Annotated in this window: 19 protein-coding genes and 2 pseudogenes; 8 read left to right on the top strand and 13 right to left on the bottom strand. The window is 62.4% G+C overall.

The features are described from left to right. Positions 1–13: 13 nt before the first annotated feature. The 6 genes and pseudogenes from AB5975_25435 to mcpP form a co-directional block, all read right to left on the bottom strand. Complete coding sequence (locus AB5975_25435; GenBank protein XDR19801.1) at positions 14–1,465, bottom strand: heme utilization protein; 1,452 nt, start codon at positions 1,463–1,465, stop codon at positions 14–16. A 49-nt stretch (positions 1,466–1,514) separates the two neighbouring features. Further along, the gene (locus AB5975_25430; protein XDR19800.1) at positions 1,515–2,093 is read right to left on the bottom strand and encodes an adhesin; all 579 of its coding nucleotides are present in this window, start codon (positions 2,091–2,093) and stop codon (positions 1,515–1,517) included. A 1-nt stretch (position 2,094) separates the two neighbouring features. Then, positions 2,095–2,535 (bottom strand): hypothetical protein, encoded by a 441-nt coding sequence (locus AB5975_25425; protein XDR19799.1) that lies wholly within the window; start codon positions 2,533–2,535, stop codon positions 2,095–2,097. A 297-nt stretch (positions 2,536–2,832) separates the two neighbouring features. Continuing rightward, positions 2,833–3,402, bottom strand: a complete 570-nt coding sequence (locus AB5975_25420; GenBank protein XDR19798.1) for an AAA family ATPase — start codon at positions 3,400–3,402, stop codon at positions 2,833–2,835. After that, positions 3,399–3,965, bottom strand: a complete 567-nt coding sequence (gene pnuC, locus AB5975_25415) for a nicotinamide riboside transporter PnuC (GenBank protein ID XDR19797.1) — start codon at positions 3,963–3,965, stop codon at positions 3,399–3,401. The genes AB5975_25420 and pnuC overlap by 4 nt, the downstream gene beginning before the upstream one ends. 194 nt (positions 3,966–4,159) lie before the next feature. Then, positions 4,160–5,793, bottom strand: a pseudogene (gene mcpP / locus AB5975_25410) (methyl-accepting chemotaxis protein McpP). A 298-nt stretch (positions 5,794–6,091) separates the two neighbouring features. Here mcpP and AB5975_25405 point away from each other — a divergent pair. Next, entirely contained in the window at positions 6,092–6,922 is an 831-nt protein-coding gene (locus AB5975_25405) for an undecaprenyl-diphosphate phosphatase (protein ID XDR19796.1), read from the top strand. Continuing rightward, positions 6,915–7,328, top strand: a complete 414-nt coding sequence (locus tag AB5975_25400; protein XDR19795.1) for a DUF1294 domain-containing protein — start codon at positions 6,915–6,917, stop codon at positions 7,326–7,328. The genes AB5975_25405 and AB5975_25400 overlap by 8 nt, the downstream gene beginning before the upstream one ends. A 38-nt stretch (positions 7,329–7,366) precedes the next feature. Here the strand turns inward: AB5975_25400 and AB5975_25395 are convergent, their stop codons facing one another. Next, positions 7,367–7,726 carry an MmcQ/YjbR family DNA-binding protein gene (locus tag AB5975_25395; protein XDR19794.1) on the bottom strand — a complete coding sequence of 120 codons (360 nt, stop codon included), beginning with the start codon at positions 7,724–7,726 and terminating at the stop codon, positions 7,367–7,369. After that, positions 7,719–8,621 carry a LysR substrate-binding domain-containing protein gene (locus AB5975_25390; protein ID XDR19793.1) on the bottom strand — a complete coding sequence of 301 codons (903 nt, stop codon included), beginning with the start codon at positions 8,619–8,621 and terminating at the stop codon, positions 7,719–7,721. The genes AB5975_25395 and AB5975_25390 overlap by 8 nt, the downstream gene beginning before the upstream one ends. 133 nt (positions 8,622–8,754) lie before the next feature. Between AB5975_25390 and AB5975_25385 the strand changes: the two genes are divergently transcribed. Then, a complete protein-coding gene (locus AB5975_25385) occupies positions 8,755–9,366 on the top strand; it encodes an FMN-dependent NADH-azoreductase (GenBank protein ID XDR19792.1) in 612 nt (203 codons plus the stop codon). 62 nt (positions 9,367–9,428) lie between these two features. On the opposite strand, the gene AB5975_25380 is transcribed toward AB5975_25385, so the two are convergent. The 3 genes from AB5975_25380 to AB5975_25370 all read right to left on the bottom strand — a co-directional run bounded on the left by AB5975_25380 (position 9,429) and on the right by AB5975_25370 (position 13,303). Next, positions 9,429–10,631 (bottom strand): NAD(P)/FAD-dependent oxidoreductase, encoded by a 1,203-nt coding sequence (locus tag AB5975_25380; protein ID XDR19791.1) that lies wholly within the window; start codon positions 10,629–10,631, stop codon positions 9,429–9,431. Between the two features lie 80 nt (positions 10,632–10,711). Further along, positions 10,712–11,311, bottom strand: coding sequence for a helix-turn-helix domain-containing protein (locus AB5975_25375; GenBank protein XDR19790.1), 600 nt, complete (start codon positions 11,309–11,311; stop codon positions 10,712–10,714). A 39-nt stretch (positions 11,312–11,350) separates the two neighbouring features. After that, positions 11,351–13,303, bottom strand: a complete 1,953-nt coding sequence (locus AB5975_25370; protein XDR19789.1) for an FAD-dependent oxidoreductase — start codon at positions 13,301–13,303, stop codon at positions 11,351–11,353. Between the two features lie 177 nt (positions 13,304–13,480). Between AB5975_25370 and AB5975_25365 the strand changes: the two are divergent. From AB5975_25365 to AB5975_25345, 5 genes and pseudogenes are all read left to right on the top strand, one after another. Then, positions 13,481–14,523 (top strand): annotated as a pseudogene (locus AB5975_25365) (ABC transporter substrate-binding protein). Positions 14,524–14,763: 240 nt separating this feature from the next. Then, positions 14,764–15,648 (top strand): EamA family transporter, encoded by an 885-nt coding sequence (locus tag AB5975_25360; protein XDR19788.1) that lies wholly within the window; start codon positions 14,764–14,766, stop codon positions 15,646–15,648. Between the two features lie 70 nt (positions 15,649–15,718). Continuing rightward, on the top strand, positions 15,719–16,039 hold the full coding sequence (locus tag AB5975_25355) for a YbjQ family protein (protein ID XDR19787.1): 321 nt from the start codon (positions 15,719–15,721) through the stop codon (positions 16,037–16,039). A gap of 138 nt (positions 16,040–16,177) precedes the next feature. After that, positions 16,178–16,366, top strand: a complete 189-nt coding sequence (locus AB5975_25350; GenBank protein ID XDR19786.1) for a hypothetical protein — start codon at positions 16,178–16,180, stop codon at positions 16,364–16,366. A gap of 140 nt (positions 16,367–16,506) precedes the next feature. Further along, positions 16,507–16,818 carry a hypothetical protein gene (locus tag AB5975_25345; GenBank protein XDR19785.1) on the top strand — a complete coding sequence of 104 codons (312 nt, stop codon included), beginning with the start codon at positions 16,507–16,509 and terminating at the stop codon, positions 16,816–16,818. A 46-nt stretch (positions 16,819–16,864) separates the two neighbouring features. Here AB5975_25345 and AB5975_25340 read toward each other — a convergent pair whose 3' ends face one another. Then, positions 16,865–17,197, bottom strand: coding sequence for a hypothetical protein (locus AB5975_25340; protein XDR19784.1), 333 nt, complete (start codon positions 17,195–17,197; stop codon positions 16,865–16,867). Positions 17,198–17,498: 301 nt separating this feature from the next. Beyond that, positions 17,499–18,641 carry a class C beta-lactamase gene (gene ampC, locus AB5975_25335; GenBank protein XDR19783.1) on the bottom strand — a complete coding sequence of 381 codons (1,143 nt, stop codon included), beginning with the start codon at positions 18,639–18,641 and terminating at the stop codon, positions 17,499–17,501. Positions 18,642–18,704 lie beyond the last annotated feature (63 nt).

The following is an 18,704-nucleotide window of genomic DNA, read 5'->3' as shown; positions in this document are numbered from 1 at the left end:
TCAAGCACAACGGTCAGAACGAGGTGTTGGAGATGGCCAGCGAGTTGCTCTGCTGGTTGCCCACACCGGCTGCCACGTTCACGCCCAGGTTGCCGCTGCCACCGTTCACCGAACCGCTAAGGGTTGCAGTGTTGGTAACAGGGTTGGCCCAGCCGGTCGGGGTCAGCACTTGGAAGGACACGGTATTGCTCAAGTCGTAAGCACTGCTTTCGCTGTAGCTCTTCGACACGTCGTTCGAGGATTGTTTCGATTTTTCGCCAGACTTCGAGAAGTCAGACGCCGAAGCATTCTCGTACGAAGAATCGTGAGACTTGGTGTACGAAGAATCCTTGGACTTCTCGTACGACGATTGATGCGACTTGTCGTAGTTGGAGTCGAAGGCCTTCTCGAACGACGAGTCGTAGGCACTTTCGTGCGACTTGTCGACCGAGACATCCAGCGATGCATTCAACGAACCGTCGAAGGTGCTGGAGCGGGTGCGCTCGCGACGGCCATCATCGGTGGTGAGGGTGCGGGTAGCGTTGGCTGCTGCATCCAGCGATGCGTTGAGGTTGGCGCTGCTCGACGAGCTGTTGCTGCCGCTGGCTGAGCCGTTCAGGCCCCAGCTGTTGGAGCCACTGGCGCTGGAGTTGTTGGAGCCGCTGGCGTTCGAGCTGCTCGAACCGCTGGAATTCCAGCCACTGGAGCCGCTGGAGCTGGCGCTTTGCGCGCCGGCCACGCTGAAGCTCGACGACGAGCTGCGGTCGTCGGTCGAGTTGAACGTGCCATCACGCGAGCTCGAGCCGCTGGCCGAGGTGGTGATGGTGATCGTATCCACACGGTAGGTGCGGTCGGCGCCGTTGTTTACCGTCAGGCCTGGCCCGTCCTGATTGGCCGAAGCGGTGGCGGTGGCGTTACCCAGTGGGGCGCCGGTGTTGGCGATGGCCATGGTGTTTTTCTGCTGGTTGAGGTCGCCGCCGGCGATGTTGATGCCGATGTTGCCCTCAGCCCCGCTGGCCGAGCCGCTCATCACAGCCGAAGACTGGGTCGAGTAATTGTCGACCCGGTTGTTTCTGCTGGTTTGCTCGACGTCGGCGGTGGCGTTGGCCATGCCGAACACGAAGCTGTTGTCCAGGCTCGACTCGGAGCCGGCGTTGGCAATGGCCGCGGCGTTATCCTGCTGGTTACCGTTACCAGCCGCCACGTTGATGCCGACGTTGCCGCTGGAGCCTGTGCCAGAGTCACTCATCTCGGCTTCGTTGATGGTGCCTTGGTTGGTGATGCGGTTATCGGTGCTGGATTGGGTATCCCAGGCATTGGCCGTTGCATACACAGGGATTTTGGTGGGTGGAGGCGTGTGCTGACCATTGTTATGGTGGCCGTTATGGTGGTCATTACGCCGATCGTTTTGCCCAGCTTGTACAGCAACAGCCATGACCGCAGCAATTGCGAAAACCAGAGGCTTGATTGCCATCGAGGGTTTCATGGTGATTCTCCGTACTCTATTAGGTTAAGTGTCGTTCTTAACTGAAGGGTCAATCCGCGACCCGGATGCTCAAGGTGTTGGCCATGCGGTTTCCCACCCCGGCACTCTGGTTCAACTGGATCACGCCACGGCTACCGGTGAAGGCCTGATCACTGGTGGTGACCTGGCGATAGCCGGCTGGAATGTCAGTTGCTCCGGAGTTGTTGATCAGCGCCACGTTCTGTTGCATGAGGACGCTGTCGTCGATGCTTTGCGGCTGCGCACCAATACTGATGCTCAGTGCGTTGGCTTGCTGGGTGTTGGCGCCGGCGCTCTGGTTGACCCCCAGGGCGCCACTGCCGTTGCTGAAGGCGTTGCCCTGGATGGTCGAGCGGGCATCCATCGCGGGGTCGGCGGGGGTGTTCAGGCGTTGGCGGATCTGCGTGCTGGCGTTTGCTTCAGGGCCGACGGCGATGGCGCGCGCATTGACCTGTTGCTGCTTGTCGCCAGCGGCCTGGTTGACCGACAGGTTGCCCTGATAGCGGCTACCGGAGCTGTCGATGTCGGCGTTGTTGATGACTGGAACCAAGGATTGCGCGAAGGCCGGTGCGCTGCACAGAGCGGCCAGAATCAGCAGCATGTGCTTCATCTCACTTGCCCCCGCCGGTCAGGATCTGCAGCGGCGCGAGGCCACGCTGCACACTTGAGTTGACCATGTTGGCGATGCCGTTACCTGAGCCACCGGTGCCGCGCCCGCCCGACAGATTGGGTAATTGGTTCTGGTTACCGAGGTTACCGCCCAGGTTGTTGGTCTGCTGGGTGATCATGTTGCTGATGCCTGCGCCGCTGCTGATGCTGGCGAAGTCGCCATCACTCAGTTCGTTGGTTTGCTTGAGCACGTAGGCAGAAGGGTTGGCGTTGACCGTGGTAGGGCTTGGGTCTGGGATCAGGGGAGGGATCGTCGCGTTGCGTACCTGCACGTCGCGCTTGATGATGATGATCCCGTTGTCCGCTTGGGCCGTCAGGCTCAATGACCCCAATACGCAACCTACCAACAGCAGGTGATGGAGGCGTTTGTCTCTTTTCCTCACGACGGCAACTCCTTCTTTGAGCGCTGGCCCTGTTCAGCGATGCGAACAACAGAGCAGAAGGTGTGCCGTTTTTGAGAAGCGTTTGCAGATCAAGCGGTTAGCCTGGATGGCTAACAAACTGCGGCGTATTCTGTCTCAGTGATGAAACAGCTGGCCGCAAGCGTTGCTAGGCAAGCCAGCAGTGGCCTTGATTGGAAGGGTTTTTGCAAGGGTGTTTCATGAGCTTGACACTGTGCCCGAAGCGGGGGAAAGCCCCGCAATTTCGGGGGCTTTGCCCCAACGGAGTGTGTCAGGGGCTTAACACTCGGTCGGGCAGGCTGGCGTATCGCTATCAAGCAGCGTAGCAACTGCTTGCAAGGCCAGCAATTGGCGCTGTGGCCAATTGCCCTCAAGTATCTGGTGCGGCTGATTGTTCCGCTTCAGCCAGGCCAGGCTGTCGTCGAAAAAGCGTTGGCGGTCGCCAAGGTCGGGCTGGCAACGCTGGCCATCGCCAACCCAATCCACCCCTTGCGGGCTAAGCAACAGGTGCAGGTCGTAACGCCGCGCCAGCAGTGCCTGTTCAAGCCAGGTCGGGCAGTCATCGAACAGCGCTTGGCTCCAGAGCATATTGCTGAGCAGGTGGGTGTCCAGAATCAGCAGCGGCGGTGCCTGCTCGCGTGCCCGGTCTTCCCAGGCCAGTTGCCCGCGGGCGATGGCGGGAATGTCGGCGTAGCAGGTATCGCGGCGTTCCTGGTCGATGAAATGGCGCACGTACTCGGCCACTACCACGCCACCGAAATGCGCCTGGATCACCCCGCCAAGCCAGCTTTTGCCGCTGGACTCGGGGCCGCATAGCACCAGTACCTTCATGGCCTGCTCTGCGTTCATGGCTGCACCAATGCCGGGTCACGGCGCCATTCCAGCCAGCCGCGCAGGGCAATCAGGGTGAGTACGGCGAAGAAGCCTGCGGTGAAATACAGCTGCTGGTGCAGGTATTGGCCTACATAGATGATGTCGACCACCACCCACAATGGCCAGCACTGCAGGCGTTTCTGTGCCATCCACAGTTGCGCCACCAGGCTGAAGCCGGTCAGGGTGGCGTCCAGCCAGGGCAGGGCAGCATCGGTCCAATTGGCCATGGCCGCGCCCAGGGCGGCGCTCAGCAGCACCCCGGCGGCCAGGCCGGTGAACAGCGCCGGGCGTTGCAGGCGGGAGACCTGGCGGGCTTCTTCTGCGTGCTCGGGGCGCTTCCACTGCCACCAGCCGTACAGTTGCAGGATGGCGTAGGCCACTTGCAGCAGCATGCCCGAGTACAGCTTTACCTCGTAGAACAGCCAGCCGTAGATCAGCACCATGACCAGACCGATCGGCCAGCACCAGGCGTTCTGCTTGACCGTGAGCCAGACAGCGGTGACGCCGAGGACGGCGGCGATGAGTTCAAGGCCGGACATCGGCGATCCTTGGAGAGACTATCGGGGAAGGGGCGCGATTGTAACGGGTCGGCCGGGGAAGGTGTAGGGCCGTGAGGGAGCGGCCTTGCGTCGCGAAAGGGCCGCAAAGCGGCCCCAGGATTACGGCGTCAGCGCATAGATTGCCGGCCTTTCGCGGCACAAGGCTCCCACAAGGGCTGCGCTGCGTTCTATCGCTATACCCGAAACTGCCGCAGTAACTGCTCCAATTCCTCGCTCAACTGCCCCAACGCCATCCCGGCATCGCTGGACTGCCGCGCCGCATCAGCGGTCTGCTGGGACAGCCCTGCGGTGTCCAGCACGTTGCGGTTGATTTCTTCGACCACATGCGCCTGCTGCAAGGTGGCACTGGCGATGGATGCATTCAATGCAGTGAGGTTGTTCAGTGCCTGGTTGATGGCGTCCAGGCTTGCTCCGGCCTCGCGGGCTTGCTCGACGGTCTGGCGTGACGCCTCGCTGCTGGTGTCGATGGCCTTGACCGCAGCGTCCGACTGGCTTTGCAGGTGCTCGATCATGGTGTGGATTTCGGCCGTTGACTGCGCCGTGCGCTGGGCCAGCAGGCGCACCTCGTCGGCGACCACGGCAAAACCGCGGCCTTGCTCGCCGGCCCGTGCCGCCTCGATGGCCGCGTTCAGCGCCAGCAGGTTGGTCTGCTCGGCAATGGAGCGAATCACCTCCAGCACGCCGCCAATGCGTGTACTGTGCCCGGCCAGGTCGCGGATTACCTGCACGGCCTGCTCGATGGTCAGCGACAGCCGATCGATTTGCGCCAGGCTGCCGTGAATGGCCTGCTGGCCGTGCGTCACCTGCTGCTGTGCGGTGCGCATTTCCCCGGCGGCTTGTTCGGCAGTCTTGGCCACGTCCTGCACGGCGTAGGTCACCTCATTCACCGCCGTGGCCACCTGGTCCATCTGCAGCGATTGCTGGGCGCTGTGTTGTTGTGCGGCGCCCGCATTGTCGCCGACGTGCCCAGCGGACTGGGCCAGCGCATGGGCCGCCCCCTGCAGCTGGCCGACCACGCCTTGCAGCTTGCCGTTGAAGCGGTTGAAGTGCTCGCCCAGGTGGGTGATTTCATCGCGGCCATGGGTGTCCAGCCGTCGAGTAAGGTCGCTTTCGCCGCTGGCGATGTTGCCCATCGCCTGCACCGCTTCTTGCAACGGGCGGGCGATGCTGCGGGCAATCAGCATGACCAACAGCGCCATCAACAGGGCAATGCCCACGCCGACCAGCGAGGCGTCGCGTAGCTGGCGAGCGAACTCGGCCTGTACGTCATCGACGTACACGCCGAACCGATGATCCAGCCCCACGGTTTGAACAGCTGTATATAGGAGGTTTTAGCGACCGGCTCGCTGGCGCCGGGCTTGGGCCAGCGATAGTTGACCGGGCCGGCGCCCTGCTGGCGGGCCAGGGCGACCATTTCGTTGAACACGGCAAAGCCATCGGGGTCGCGGATGGCGGAAAGGTCCTGGCCGTCGAGCTTGGGGTTGGCCGGATGCATGATCATCGTCGGCCCCAGGTCGTTGATCCAGAAATAGTCGTCGTGGTCGTAGCGCAGCGCTCGCACCACTTGCAGTGCTTGCTGCTGGGCGGCTTCGCGGCTGAGCGTGCCGGCCGCCTCCAGGCCTTGGTAATAGGCCAGCACACCGGCGGCGGTCTGCACCACATGGCGGGTCTTTTCTGCCTTGGCCTGGTACAGGTCACCGTGGATCTGGCGCAGCATCAGCAGGCCCAGCACCACCAGCATGGCCACCGCCACTACAAGGATCAGCCACAGGCGACGACTGATCGACATCGATCTCAGAGTGTTCATCCACCAGCTCCCGCATTGTTCTTTTTATTGAGGTGCATCGAAGCATGCTTTGCAGCAAGTCCCACCCGACTAATGGCTAAGTGCTATCTTCGTAATAGTCTGCAGCAGGTCGCGTAAAGCGATTGCAAAGGCGCTCTGCTAGGATTTCGGCCGCGCAAGATGAAACCTTTAACAAGCGTGAACTTTTCTACTGGCGTTGCGCCCAACAGTCGCTGTAAAACAGCCGGGCCGCGTGCGGCAATCACAAGCAAATCAAGAACAAGGGGCCTGCAACGAGCAGCGCTCCATCGGGGGAATGATGGATTTTTGGACTGCCTTCCAGGCAATCATCTTGGGCGTGGTCGAGGGGTTGACGGAGTTTCTGCCGATCTCCAGTACCGGCCACCAGATCATCGTCGCCGACCTGATCGGTTTTGGCGGCGAACGGGCCATGGCTTTCAACATCATCATCCAGCTGGCGGCGATCCTGGCGGTGGTGTGGGAGTTTCGCGGCAAGATTCTCGAAGTGGTCTTCGGCCTGACCAGCCAGCCCAAGGCGCGCCGCTTCACGGGCAACCTGCTGTTGGCGTTCATGCCGGCGGTGGTCCTGGGCGTGCTGTTCGCCGACCTGATTCACGAGTACCTGTTCAACCCGATCACCGTGGCAACGGCACTGGTGGTCGGCGGCGTCATCATGCTCTGGGCCGAGCGCCGCGAGCATCGTGTGCAGGTGGACCATGTGGACGACATGCGCTGGAGCCATGCGTTGAAAATCGGCTTTGTCCAGTGCCTGGCGATGATCCCGGGCACGTCACGCTCCGGCTCGACCATTATCGGTGGCCTGCTGTTTGGCCTGTCGCGCAAGGCAGCGACCGAGTTCTCGTTCTTCCTGGCAATGCCAACCATGGTCGGTGCAGCGGTGTATTCGGGCTACAAGTACCGCGACCTGTTCCAGCCCGCTGACCTGCCGGTGTTTGCGATTGGCTTCGTGACTTCGTTCATCTTCGCCATGATCGCCGTACGGGCGTTGCTCAAATTCATTGCCAACCATAGCTACGCGGCATTCGCCTGGTACCGTATCGTGTTCGGCCTGCTGATTCTGGCGACCTGGCAGTTTGGCTGGGTTGACTGGTCGACCGCACATGGCTGAGGCACTGCGCGGGCAACGAGCCGAAGGCGTGCGCAATGTGCGCCTGAAGCTGTTGCTGTTAGGCCTGCTGTGCCTGTTGCCAGGCCTGGGTGCGGCGCGCATGGCCTGGAACGACCAGGCCTGGTGGCCGCTGGCGCTGTACCCGGCGATGAGCCTGATCAGCCTGTTGCTGTACTGGCAGGATAAACGGCAGGCGCGTACCCAGGCCTGGCGCACACCGGAAAAAGTGCTGCATGCCAGTGAATTGCTGGGCGGCTGGCCGGGGGCGCTGTTGGCGCAGCAGCTGTTCCGACACAAGACCCGCAAGGTCTCGTACCAGTTGGTGTGCTGGGGGATTGTGCTGGTGCACCAAGTGTTCTGGGCCGACTGGCTGTTTTTTGAAGGGCGCTATCTGCCCTTTGCTTGAGGTTTACCTGTACCGGCCTTTACGCGGGTACAGGTCGATCACATGACCAGCCCCACCTGCAACCGCTTGGGCAGGCGTCGCACCACCAATTGATGCGAGCGCTGCAATAAGTCACACAGCTCATCACGCCCCATTGGGTAGGGCAGTGCCATGCTGACCCACTTCGCCCGCGCCAGGTATGGCGCCGGCCGAACCCCAGGGCGGTCGCAATAGCCGAGAAACAGCTCGTCGGCCACCTTGAACGACAAGCCTGCGCCGGCCAGGTCGAGTACCGCGAACATCTTGTTGCCCGCCACCGAGAACACCCGGATGCCGCCCCATTTGTAGTCTTCCCGCGCACCCGGCAGGCTCAGGCAAAACGCCGCCACCTGGGCTTGGCTCATCTTTCGCTCAGACATACCGCTCTCCACAGGCTTCGAATGATGCCGCCAGGTGATCGATCCACACCCGCACTGCAGGCAGCAAACCACGCCGATGGGGATACACCGCCTGCAGATAGCCACCCGGTAGCGACCAGTCTGGCAGCAGGCGCACCAGTTCGCCGCGCTCCAGTTCTTCTTCACAAAACATGCTGGGCAACGCAGTGAAACCCAGGCCGGCTCGTACAGCAGCATTACGTACTACGAAATCATCGATCGCCAAGCGTGGCTCTAGGGCGATTTCCTGCTGCTTGCCATCGGGGCCGAGCAGGCGGAAGTGCACCAGCCGGTCTGCCTCGGCGGCGCCCAGCACCGGTAATGACGCCAACTCGCCTGGTTCTCGAATGTGGTCAGCGAAACCGGGCGCGGCCACCAGTTGCATTTGCGCCTGGCGCAGGCGGCGGGTAACCAGGGCCGGGTCTTCGTCGCCCAGGTCGCGTACGCGCAACGCCACATCGATACCTTCGGAAATCAGGTCTACCCGGCGGTTGATCAGCACCATGTCCAATTGCACCAGCGGGTACTGCTCAAGAAAGCGGCTGATCACATCCGGCAGGAACGCATGCGCCAGAGCTACCGGGCATGACACGCGCAAACGCCCGCGTGGTTCGCTGCTCATGCTGGCCACGGTTTCATCGGCAGCTTCGGCCTCCAACAGCATGGCCTGGCAATGATGCAGGTAGCGCTCACCTACCGCGGTGAGCTTGAGTTGCCGGGTGGTGCGTTGCAGCAGGCGTGTGCCCAGGCGCTCTTCAAGTTCGGCGATACGCCGTGACAGGCGCGACTTGGGGATGCCTAGCTGGCGCCCGGCGGCGGCGAACCCGCCGGCTTCGACCACGCGTGCGAAGTAAAAGAGGTCGTTGAGGTCTTGCATGGGAATGTCTCACTGTTCCACCTGTGGGACAAACTAACGCATTTTTGCCAGCTTATCAGCCATTGCTCACCTCGGTAGGATTCTCCCCATCGTGATCGCCCACTGATGCGGTCTTCATTAACAGGAGAGTCCCATGAAACTGTTGCACATCGATTCGAGCATCCTGGGCGACAATTCCGCCTCCCGCCAGCTGAGCCGCGAAGTGGTCGAGGCCTGGAAGGCTGCAGACCCAAGCGTCGAGGTGGTTTACCGCGACCTGGCGGCCGATGCCATCGCCCACTTCTCTGCCGCTACCCTGGTAGCTGCGGGCACCCCTGAAGACGTGCGTGACGCCGCCCAGGCTTTCGAAGCCAAGCTGAGCGCCGAGACCCTGGAAGAATTCCTGGCTGCCGACGCTGTTGTGATTGGCGCGCCGATGTACAACTTCACCGTGCCGACCCAGCTCAAGGCCTGGATCGACCGCGTCGCTGTCGCCGGCAAGACCTTCCGCTACACCGAAGCTGGCCCCGAAGGCCTGTGCGGTGACAAGAAAGTGGTGCTGGTTTCCACCGCCGGTGGCCTGCACGCTGGCCAGCCGACTGGCGCCGGGCATGAAGATTTCCTGAAAGTGTTCCTGGGCTTTATCGGTGTCACCGACCTGGAAATTGTTCGCGCCCATGGCCTGGCCTATGGCCCGGAGCAGCGCAGCCAGGCGATTGATGCTGCACAGGCGCAGATTGCCAATGAGCTGTTTGCTGTGGCCTGATTCAACGGCCCTGCTCGGAACATGAAGGTTTTCGCGCCCCCACAGCGGGGGGCGCGACAGCCTTACGCTACCGGGATCGCCGGATCAGCCGCAGCCAGTGCTGCTGTGCGATCGGCTGCTGGCGGGTAAATCCACACGGTATTGATTTGCGATTTCAGTACTTTGGCCTCGGCCTTGTCCTGCGGTGGTGACACCGTACGTTCCCATCCCTCGGTATACACCGCACCCCAGGCACCCAGGTCAAGGCAAGTCACGTACTTGGGCTGGCTATAGGTCTTCGGCACCACGCCAACCAGTTCGGCGGCCGCATTGTTGCCCGCATGACGCCCCAGCGCAATCGCGTGCTGGCAAGACATCACCGCATGGTTGCCAAGTTCGTCACAGGCGGCGTAAGCCACGTCTCCAGCGGCATACACCGAATCACTACCCTTGACCTTGAGGTTGCCATCGACGTGCAGGCGCCCCTGATGGTCGCGCTCGCCACTGATCTGCTCGGTGAGCGGGTTGGCCTTGAAGCCCACAGTCCAGATCACCGTACCCGCGTCGATGCGTTGGCCGTTGTCCAGCAGCACGCCGGCAGGCTCTACCGAAGCCACCGTAGCGCCACAGATCCATTCAACGCCCAACGCCTCGCTTGCCTGCTCGATGCTCGGGCGGATGCCGTCACCCAGGGCCGCGCCAATTCTTGCGCCTCGGTCGACTATCACCACACGCAACGCAGCGTCTTCACCCAGTATCGCGCGCAAGCGGGCCGGTAGTTCGGTGGCGGTCTCTATGCCGGTAAAGCCGCCCCCGGCCACCACCACGGTATTGCGTGCCGGTGTGTCGGGCAGCCTTGCCAGCGACTTGAGATGGGTTTCCAGGCGTGCGGCACTCTCGAGTTTGTCGACATCGAAGGCATGTTCGATACCGACCCTGTCAGGCCGGTTCAGCTCGCTGCCACAGGCCACGATCAGGCGGTCGTAGGGCAGGGCGCACGACGTGCCGCTGGGGGTGCGATAGCTGACTCGGCGCGCCCCTTCATCAATATGGCAGGCGGTGCCTTGCACGAAGCGGACATTGACGGCATCGAACAGCGTGTGCAGCGGCGCGGCCATGGTGTGTACGTCGGGCTCGTAGAAACGCGGACGCACATGCAGCTCGGCCTGAGGCGCAAGCAGGGTGACCTCGACATCCTTGCTGCCGTTGAGGTCAAGCTGACGGATGGCGCTGAGCGCGCTCCACAGGCCGGCAAAACCCGCGCCAATGATCAGGATCTGCTTCATGGTTGTGCTCCTTTGAAGTTCGGATGACAAGGTAGACCCAATTGGGGGTCAACGGTGTTACCAGCGTCTGCAGGAGTGCTTCAGAATGTTGGCGGCGTGATTACCCAGATCACCACGGCATCCACTTCACCGGGGTTGCCATAACGGTGTGGTTCCTGGCTCGAGAAGCTGAAGCTGTCGCCTTCGCTCAGTTGGAAATGGCGCTCGCCTACCCATAGCTCGAAGGTGCCGCTCAGCAGGTAGCCGGCTTCTTCGCCGTCATGGCTGTAGCTTTGCTGGCTGTAGGTGCCCGGGGGGAAGCGTGAGTGCAGGATCTCCAGCTGGCGGTTGGGCTGCGGGGTGAGCAGTTGATCGACGATGCCGTCTTCATAGTGCACGCTCAGGCGGCTGTTGCGCCGCACCACATAGCCCTGGTCCTCGGGCGCGGTGGTGGCTTCGCTGGCGAAGAACCACTGGATGGTCACGCCCAGGCTGCGGGCGATGTTGAACAGCGCCGGGATAGACGGGTAGGAGAGGTTGCGTTCCAGCTGGCTGATGTAGCCCGCAGTCAATTCACTGTGTGCGGCCAGCTCCGCCAGGGTCATGCCGCGGCGCTTGCGCAGGCCGCGGATGCGTGTGCCGAGAAACTGCGGTGCGGCGCCCCCGGTTTCGCTGGCGGGGGGCTGGGGGAGTTGGCTCATGCACGTCGGTCCATCGCAAAAGCCGCAGTATGTACAGCCTCAGAGCGCCCAGGCAACTGTCAGGCCATCGTGAATGGCCTCTTCGGCCGTGCGCGGCGCCAGGCAGTCGCCAATCCGTCGTACCTCCACCAGGCCTGCCAGTTCAGTGGCAAGGCGGTCTTCCGGTTGATGGCCCAGGCACAGCACCAGGGTGTCGATGCCTTCGAAGATCATTGGTTCGCCGCTGGCGGTGTGCTGCAGGTACACCGTATTGTCGTCGCTGCCATACAGGCGGGCATAAGGGGTGATGGGGATGCCCAGGCGATGCAGCTCGCCGGCCAGTTGATCGCGTACATAAAGCGGCAGGCTTTCGCCGCAATGGGTGCCGTTTACCGCCAATTGCACCTGATGGCCCTCGCGTACCAGGCGTTCGGCGATACCGGGGCCGATCCAGTCGCAGCGCCAGTCGACCACCAGCACCGAACGCCCCAGCTTCACTTCATTGCGCAGGACTTGCCAGGCGTCCACCACCTGCAGCTCCCCGGTACGCTCGAACGCCGGCCAGTATGGGGTGGCACCGGTTGCCGCGATGACCAGGTCCGGGCGCTCGCGTTCGACCAGGGCGCGGTCGACCCGGGTATTGCGCACTACCTCTACACCGGCCAGGGCCATTTCCCGCTGCAGGTTGGTGCTGGCACCGCCGAACTCGCTACGCCTTGGCAGCAGCTGGGCCAGCAACACCTGCCCACCCAGCTGCGGGCCGGCCTCGTACAGGGTGACCTGGTGCCCGCGCGCGGCGGCCACGGCGGCGGCCTTCATACCGGCAGGCCCGCCACCTGCGACCATGATGCGCTTGGGCGAAATGGCGGGCGTAAGTTGCCCGTATTGCAGCTCACGACCGGTTTCTGGACGCTGAATGCAGGAAATGGCCAAACCACGGTGGAAATGGCCGATACAGGCCTGGTTACACGCGATGCAGGCACGTACGTCCTCGACCTGGCCGCGTTCGGTCTTGCTCGGCATCAACGGGTCGCAAATCAACGCTCGGGTCATGCCGCACACATCGGCCTGGCCGCGCGCCAGGATCAGCTCGGCTTCCTGGGGCTGGTTGATGCGCCCGGTGACGAACAGCGGTATATCGAGCTGTTGCTTGAAGGTGCCGGCCTCGCGGGCCAAGTAAGCCGCCTCGATCGCCATCGGCGGCACGATATGCACGGCGCCGCCCAGCGATGCCGAGGTGCCGGCGACGATATGCAGGTAATCGAGCTGGCCCTGCAAGGCCACGGCGGCCGCCAGTGACTCGTCTTCGCTCAGGCCCTGGGTGTCGCGCTCGTCAGCGCTGATGCGCAGGCCGATGATGAAATGTTCGTCGGTGGCGGCGCGCACAGCGGCCAGCACTTCGCGCAAGAACCTCAAGCGCTGCGCCAGTTCGCCGTTGTAGCCATCGCTGCGCAGGTTCACCCGCGGGTTGAGGAACTGCGCGGGCAGGTAGCCATGGCTGGCGACCACCTCGACGCCATCCAGCCCGGCCTGGTGCAGACGGCGGGCGGCGCTGGCGTAGCCCTGGACGATTTCGTCGATCATCGCCTGGTCCAACGCGCGCGGCATTACCCGGAAGCGCTCATTGGGCACTGATGAGGCCGAGTAGGCCACCGCCAGCAGGCCGTCCGCCGACTCCATGATCTCCCGCCCGGGGTGGAACAGCTGCGACAGCACCACGGTGCCGTGCGCATGGCAAGCCTCGGCGAGCTGGCGGTAGCCATCAATGCACGCATCGTCGGTGGCCATCAGTACGTGTGAGGTGTAGCGGGCACTGTCGTGCACCCCGGCGACCTGCAGCACGATCAGGCCGACGCCACCGGCAGCACGGTCCCGCTGGTAGGCGATCAGCTTGTCGTTGACCAGGTTGTCGGTGGGCAGGCAGGTGTCGTGCCCGGTTGACATGATGCGGTTCTTCAAGCGTTTGCCGCGGATCTGCAAGGCTTCGAACAGGTGAGGGAAGGCGGTTTGCATTCTGGCGGCTCCGGTGCGGTGTTGTTCTTGTTTTTATTATGAAAGTGTAGCAACAGTAAAAAATCAACTTGTTTTTTTAATGGTGCACGACTAGGTTTTCGTCACCCTCTCAGCGAGGGTGTGACCTCACAACAACAAGAAAACGGGCCCGTCAGGCACCAGCAGAGGGAAACTACGATGCAGCTATTTCCACGTGTGACCAGCCTTTGTGCAGCCTTGCTGGCCCTTGGTCTGGGCAATGCGCATGCCGCGCCGCAGATGGTCGTGGTCGGTTACGGCGGCGCAGGCCAGAAAGCCCAGGATGAGGCGATCTTCAAGCCCTTCAGCGCCCAGGATGGCAGCAAGCTGATCCAGAGTGAGTACAACGGCGAGATGGCGCGCATTCAGGTAATGGCCGACACCGGTAATGTCGACTGGGACGTAGTGCAGATCGAGGGGCCGGACTTGATGCGCGGCTGCGATGAGGGCGTCTACGAGCACTTGGACTGGCAGCGCCTGGGCCATGCCGCCGAGCTGGTCCCTGACGCGGCGCAGGACTGTGGTTCGGCTGCGCTGGTGTGGAGCGTGGCCATCGCCTATGACCGTAGCAAACTAGCCCAGGCGCCGGCTTCGTGGGCCGATTTCTGGGACGTGAACAAGTACCCGGGCAAGCGGGGCCTGCGCAAGCGCGCGGTGTACAACCTGGAGTTCGCTCTGTTGGCTGACGGGGTCAAGGTCGAGGACGTTTACCAGGTTCTGTCCACGCCGGCGGGTGTCGAGCGGGCGTTCGCCAAGCTCAGTGAACTCAAACCCTACATCCAGTGGTGGGACGCCGGCGCCCAGCCAGCGCAATGGCTGGCGGCGGGGATGTGGTGATGACGTCGACCTACAGCGGGCGTATCGCTGTGGCCGCGCAGCAGGGCAGCCCGCTGGCCGTGGTCTGGCCTGGCAGCCTGTACGGCATGGACTATTGGGCAATCATCAAAGGCTCGCGGCATGTCGACCAGGCGAAACGGCTGATCGCCTACGCCAACCAGCCAGATACGCAGGTGCGGTATGTGCAACAGATCCCCTATGGGCCGACCAACACCCAGGCAGCCGCCAAGCTTGACCCGGCCTTGGCCAGCTGGGTGCCTACGTCGCCGCAAAACCTGCAGGGGGCGCTGGCGATGAATGTGGAATTCTGGGTCGATCATGGCGAAGAACTGGAGCAGCGCTTCAATGCCTGGGCCAGTAAATAGCGCTCAGCACAGGCACAACCATGATGACTGCAACAAAAAAGCCAGCGGCAGGCGCTGGCGGCCTGGCTACGGATGCTGAGCAAGGTCTCGCCCGATTATCAAGCATGAACGTGCCGATACTGGTGAGTAGGAACAGTCACTGTTGCGCAACCCTTGGCCACAACTGTGCTGGTCCCAACTCAAGGAATAGCCTTATGCTGTAACGAAATATGTCTAGAAAGATTGCAGAAGGAAGTCGCAATGCCGCTCAAGGACCTGCTCATCGCCCTGGTGGTGATTGTCGCCTGGGGAGTCAACTTCGTGGTCATCAAAGTTGGCCTCGATGGCTTGCCGCCGATGTTGCTGGGGGCATTGCGCTTCTTGTCGGTGGCGTTCCCGGCGGTATTGCTGGTCAGGCGGCCGAAACTGCCGTGGCGCTGGTTGATCGCCTACGGCGCGACCATTTCGCTGGGCCAGTTCGCGTTCCTGTTCCAGGCCATGTACAGCGGCATGCCGCCAGGGTTGGCTTCGTTGATCCTGCAGTCGCAAGCCTTCTTTACCCTTGGTTTCGCTGCGCTGTTCCTCGGTGAGCGGCTGCGCCTGGCCAGCGTGCTTGGGCTGTTGGTGGCGGCCAGCGGCCTGGCGTTGATCGGCAGCGAGGACGGCGGCCACGTGCCAATGCTGGCGCTGGTGCTGACCCTGTGTGGCGGTGCCATGTGGGGGCTGGGCAATATCATTACCCGGCGTTTTGGCTCGGTTGACCTGGTGGCATTGGTGATCTGGGGTGGGTTGATCCCGCCGCTGCCATTCCTGGCGCTGTCCTGGTGGCTGGAAGGCCCTGAACGCATCGGCCATGCCCTGGCCAACATCAGCTGGAGTTCGGTACTGGCCCTGGCGTACCTGGCGTTTGTCGCCACCATGCTTGGCTACAGCCTGTGGAGCACACTGCTGTCGCGTCACCCGGCAGGCAAGGTGGCACCGTTCTCGTTACTGGTACCGGTGATCGGCTTGAGCTCGTCGGCGTTGCTGCTGGGCGAACGCCTGACCACTACCCAGGGCTGGGGCGCATTGCTGGTGATGGCTGGTTTGCTGGTAAACGTGTTTGGTGCGCGGATCGGCCAGCGTTTGCGGGCTGCCATGGCATAAAGGGCTTAAATTCATTGAGCTGCGCTCTGTTAGAATCGGTCTCTTTTGGCCAGACCTGCGGAGCGCATTCATGATCATTTCCACCACCAGCCAACTCGAAGGCCGCCCGATTGCCGAGTACCTGGGCGTGGTCAGCTCCGAATCGGTGCAAGGCATCAACTTCGTGCGCGATTTCTTTACACGCTTTCGCGATTTCTTCGGCGGCCGTTCGCAAACCCTGGAAAGCGCGCTGCGCGAGGCCCGCGAACAGGCCACCGAAGAACTCATGGCGCGGGCACGCCAGTTGCAAGCCGATGCGATAGTGGGGGTGGATTTCGAGATCAGCATGCCGTCGGTACAGGGCGGCATGGTCGTGGTATTTGCAACCGGTACGGCAGTGCGCCTGAAGTAGAGCCGTCTGCCACTGGTCGGCGGCAAGGTGCTTGTCCGAGCGGTCTGCAAATGACCAGCTAGTCTCACTTTCACAGGCCGCGTTTCCTGGGCAACTTTTCTGGTTGCCGGCGCGACCGCCACTGGAGGGAGACAGGGCATGAGCGAATCCTTTTTCGAAGACCTGAACGATGCGTTCCCGATCAACAGCCAGGTGCGTTGCGGCCAGGCGGCATTCCGCCTGGGGTTCGCCCACATGACGCTGGATGATTCCGAACAGCTCCAGCCTGCACATCTGCAGCGCAGCAAAAAAGGCCGCTTCATGCCGCGGGTACCACTGAAGAAGTAAGCCCGCTCCAGCAAAGCCCCGCCCAATGGCGGGGTTTTTTTTGCCATTCGTTGATACGCCTCATGGTATTGCCGGGTAACGCTCGCCGGATGGCCAAGGCTGTGGTTTTCTGATGCGGCATTCCAGTAACGGAGGATTGAATGCTCATGCGAGTCAGGGAACAGACCTATTGGCAGTGGGCCGACGCCCAGCTGCACAGCCGCTGCCACGACGAAGCACTCAGCGACGGCACCACACTGGACGTACAGGTGCGCTTGTCGCGCCTTGGGGCGACGCAGCTGTTTCTGGGTTTGTACGCCGGGGATGGGCGGGCGTTGCTGGAAGAGTATTACCCCGCCCGGCCAGGCGAGACCATGACCCGCGCGCTGGTATGGGGTGTCGACCGCGCCCGAGCGATGGCAACGGGCGCCTTGCCCTTGCCGGAAACCCGCCTGCAGCGGCGCCAGGCATGAAAAAGCCCGGCCTATGCTGGCCGGGCTCTGGTAAGGGTGCGAACCCTCAGTTAAGCGGTTCGATCACCTTGACTGCCTGCTGCTCACGGGCAGCGGGCCATTCTTGTTGCAGGGTCTGCAGCACGCGGCCAACGAACTCGGTGTCGGCGGCGGCCTTCTTGCCGACGTAGCCTTGGCCACGGCGGTAGACCTTGAAGCGGGCACGCATGCTGGGCAGGTGCTCTTCAAATTCATCTTCGACGGTGTTCGGTGGCAGGCGGTCGAGGCGCACTTCACCGGTTTGGCTAACCCACAGCAGGTGGTCGTCGAGGCTGTCCTTGCGGATGGCGAACAGCTGAGCCAATTGGTCGATAGTCGGATTGTTGTTCAAGTTCATCATAAAGCCCCCATTACCCATTCGTAGGTGATTTTCACAGTTGGCGCTACCACGGTGTAGCGCACTACCAAGGCTGCTACAGCAGCATCGCAACAGGGGCTTTCTCACGCTGCCTTTTGGACAGTTTCCCTCTCCACGGACGGCCTGCGTTACCGCGCAGGCCGTCTGGAACACCCTTGCCACCGCTCCCGATCGGGGAGACGGCTTCATCATGCACAAGCGCGATGAACGGCGTCAACTATTTTGTAGTGAATATTTTCGAGCACTACATTTCTGTCGTTTTGTTCGACAATCGCGGCTTCGGCTACAGCCCGGACAGTATTTCGAAGGCCGCGCGAACCCGCGCTTCGTTCGGATAATTCCGGTTGGCCAGCAGCACTACTGCCAGCTGTTCGGAGGGGACAAACGCGGCATAGGCGCCGAAGCCATTGGTTGAACCTGTCTTGTTGTACCAGGCTGCCGACAGCGCGGGCAGGGCCGGTTGCAAGCGTGTGGTTGCCTGCGGTTCACGGATCAGCCGTGGGCTGTTGCCATCGACCAGGGTGCTTAACGTAACCGGGTAGGGGTAGCGTTCCCAGCCCAGGCCTTGGGTCATGGCGCCGACCTGGAAGTAGCCCTGCTGGGTAATGGCCGTGGCTTTCACCAGCGCCGCTGGCAGGCCCTGTGGCTGCATCTGCAGGCGCACATAGCGTAGCAAGTCGCTGGCGCTGGTCTTGATACCGTAGGCCTCGTCGGCATAAGGGCCGGGGCCGACGCGCACTGGCTTGTCGGTGGCGTCGTAGCCTTGGGCATAAAGGCCGTGGGCACTGGCTGGAACCTGCAAGTAGGTGTTCTCCAGGCCCATTTTCGCCAACAGGCCTTCGCGCATCAGCGTGGCGAACGGTTGGTGCTGTGCGCGGGCGGCCAGGTCACCGAACAAGCCCAGGCTGGGGTTGGAATAGCAGCGTTGGGTGCCGGGTTTGGCGCGAGGTTGCCAGTGGCGGAAGAAATCGACCACCTGCTGTGGTGTTTGCACCGTATCCGGGAACTGCAGCGGCAGGCAGTCGGCGCTGTAGGCGCCCAGTTCCAGCACGGTCGCGTCGCCAATGGGTACGCCGGCCAGTGCCGGATGATAGCGCTTTGCCGGGGCATCGAGGTCCAACTTGCCTTCGGCACTGGCCAGTGCGGCGAGGGTGGCGGTGTAGGTCTTGCTCAGCGAGCCGATCTCGAACAGCGTGTCGCGGCTTACCGGCACGTTGTCGGCCTTGCTGGCCACGCCGTAGCTGAAGTAGTGCGCATGGTCGCGGGCATAGATGGCCACGGCCATGCCGCTGATGCCTTGTTCCTGCATCAGCGGGCGGATGATCTGGTCGACCTTGGCCTGCAACTGGTCGTCGGCCTGTGCGCAGGCGTGACCCAAAGTGAGGGTGATGGCGGCTGCAAGTGCAGCCAGGCGAGGGCGGGGCATGGCGGGTCCTTTTATGGCGCGTGTCCGTTGAGCGATACCGCTGGGGGTTCCGGCGTTAGCAGC

The sequence above is a fragment of the Pseudomonas putida genome, assembly GCA_041071465.1.
GTDB classification, from domain to species: Bacteria; Pseudomonadota; Gammaproteobacteria; order Pseudomonadales; family Pseudomonadaceae; genus Aquipseudomonas; species Aquipseudomonas putida_P.
Note: the sequence above shows the minus strand (reverse complement) of the source record. Positions and strands in the feature narration are given on the sequence as shown.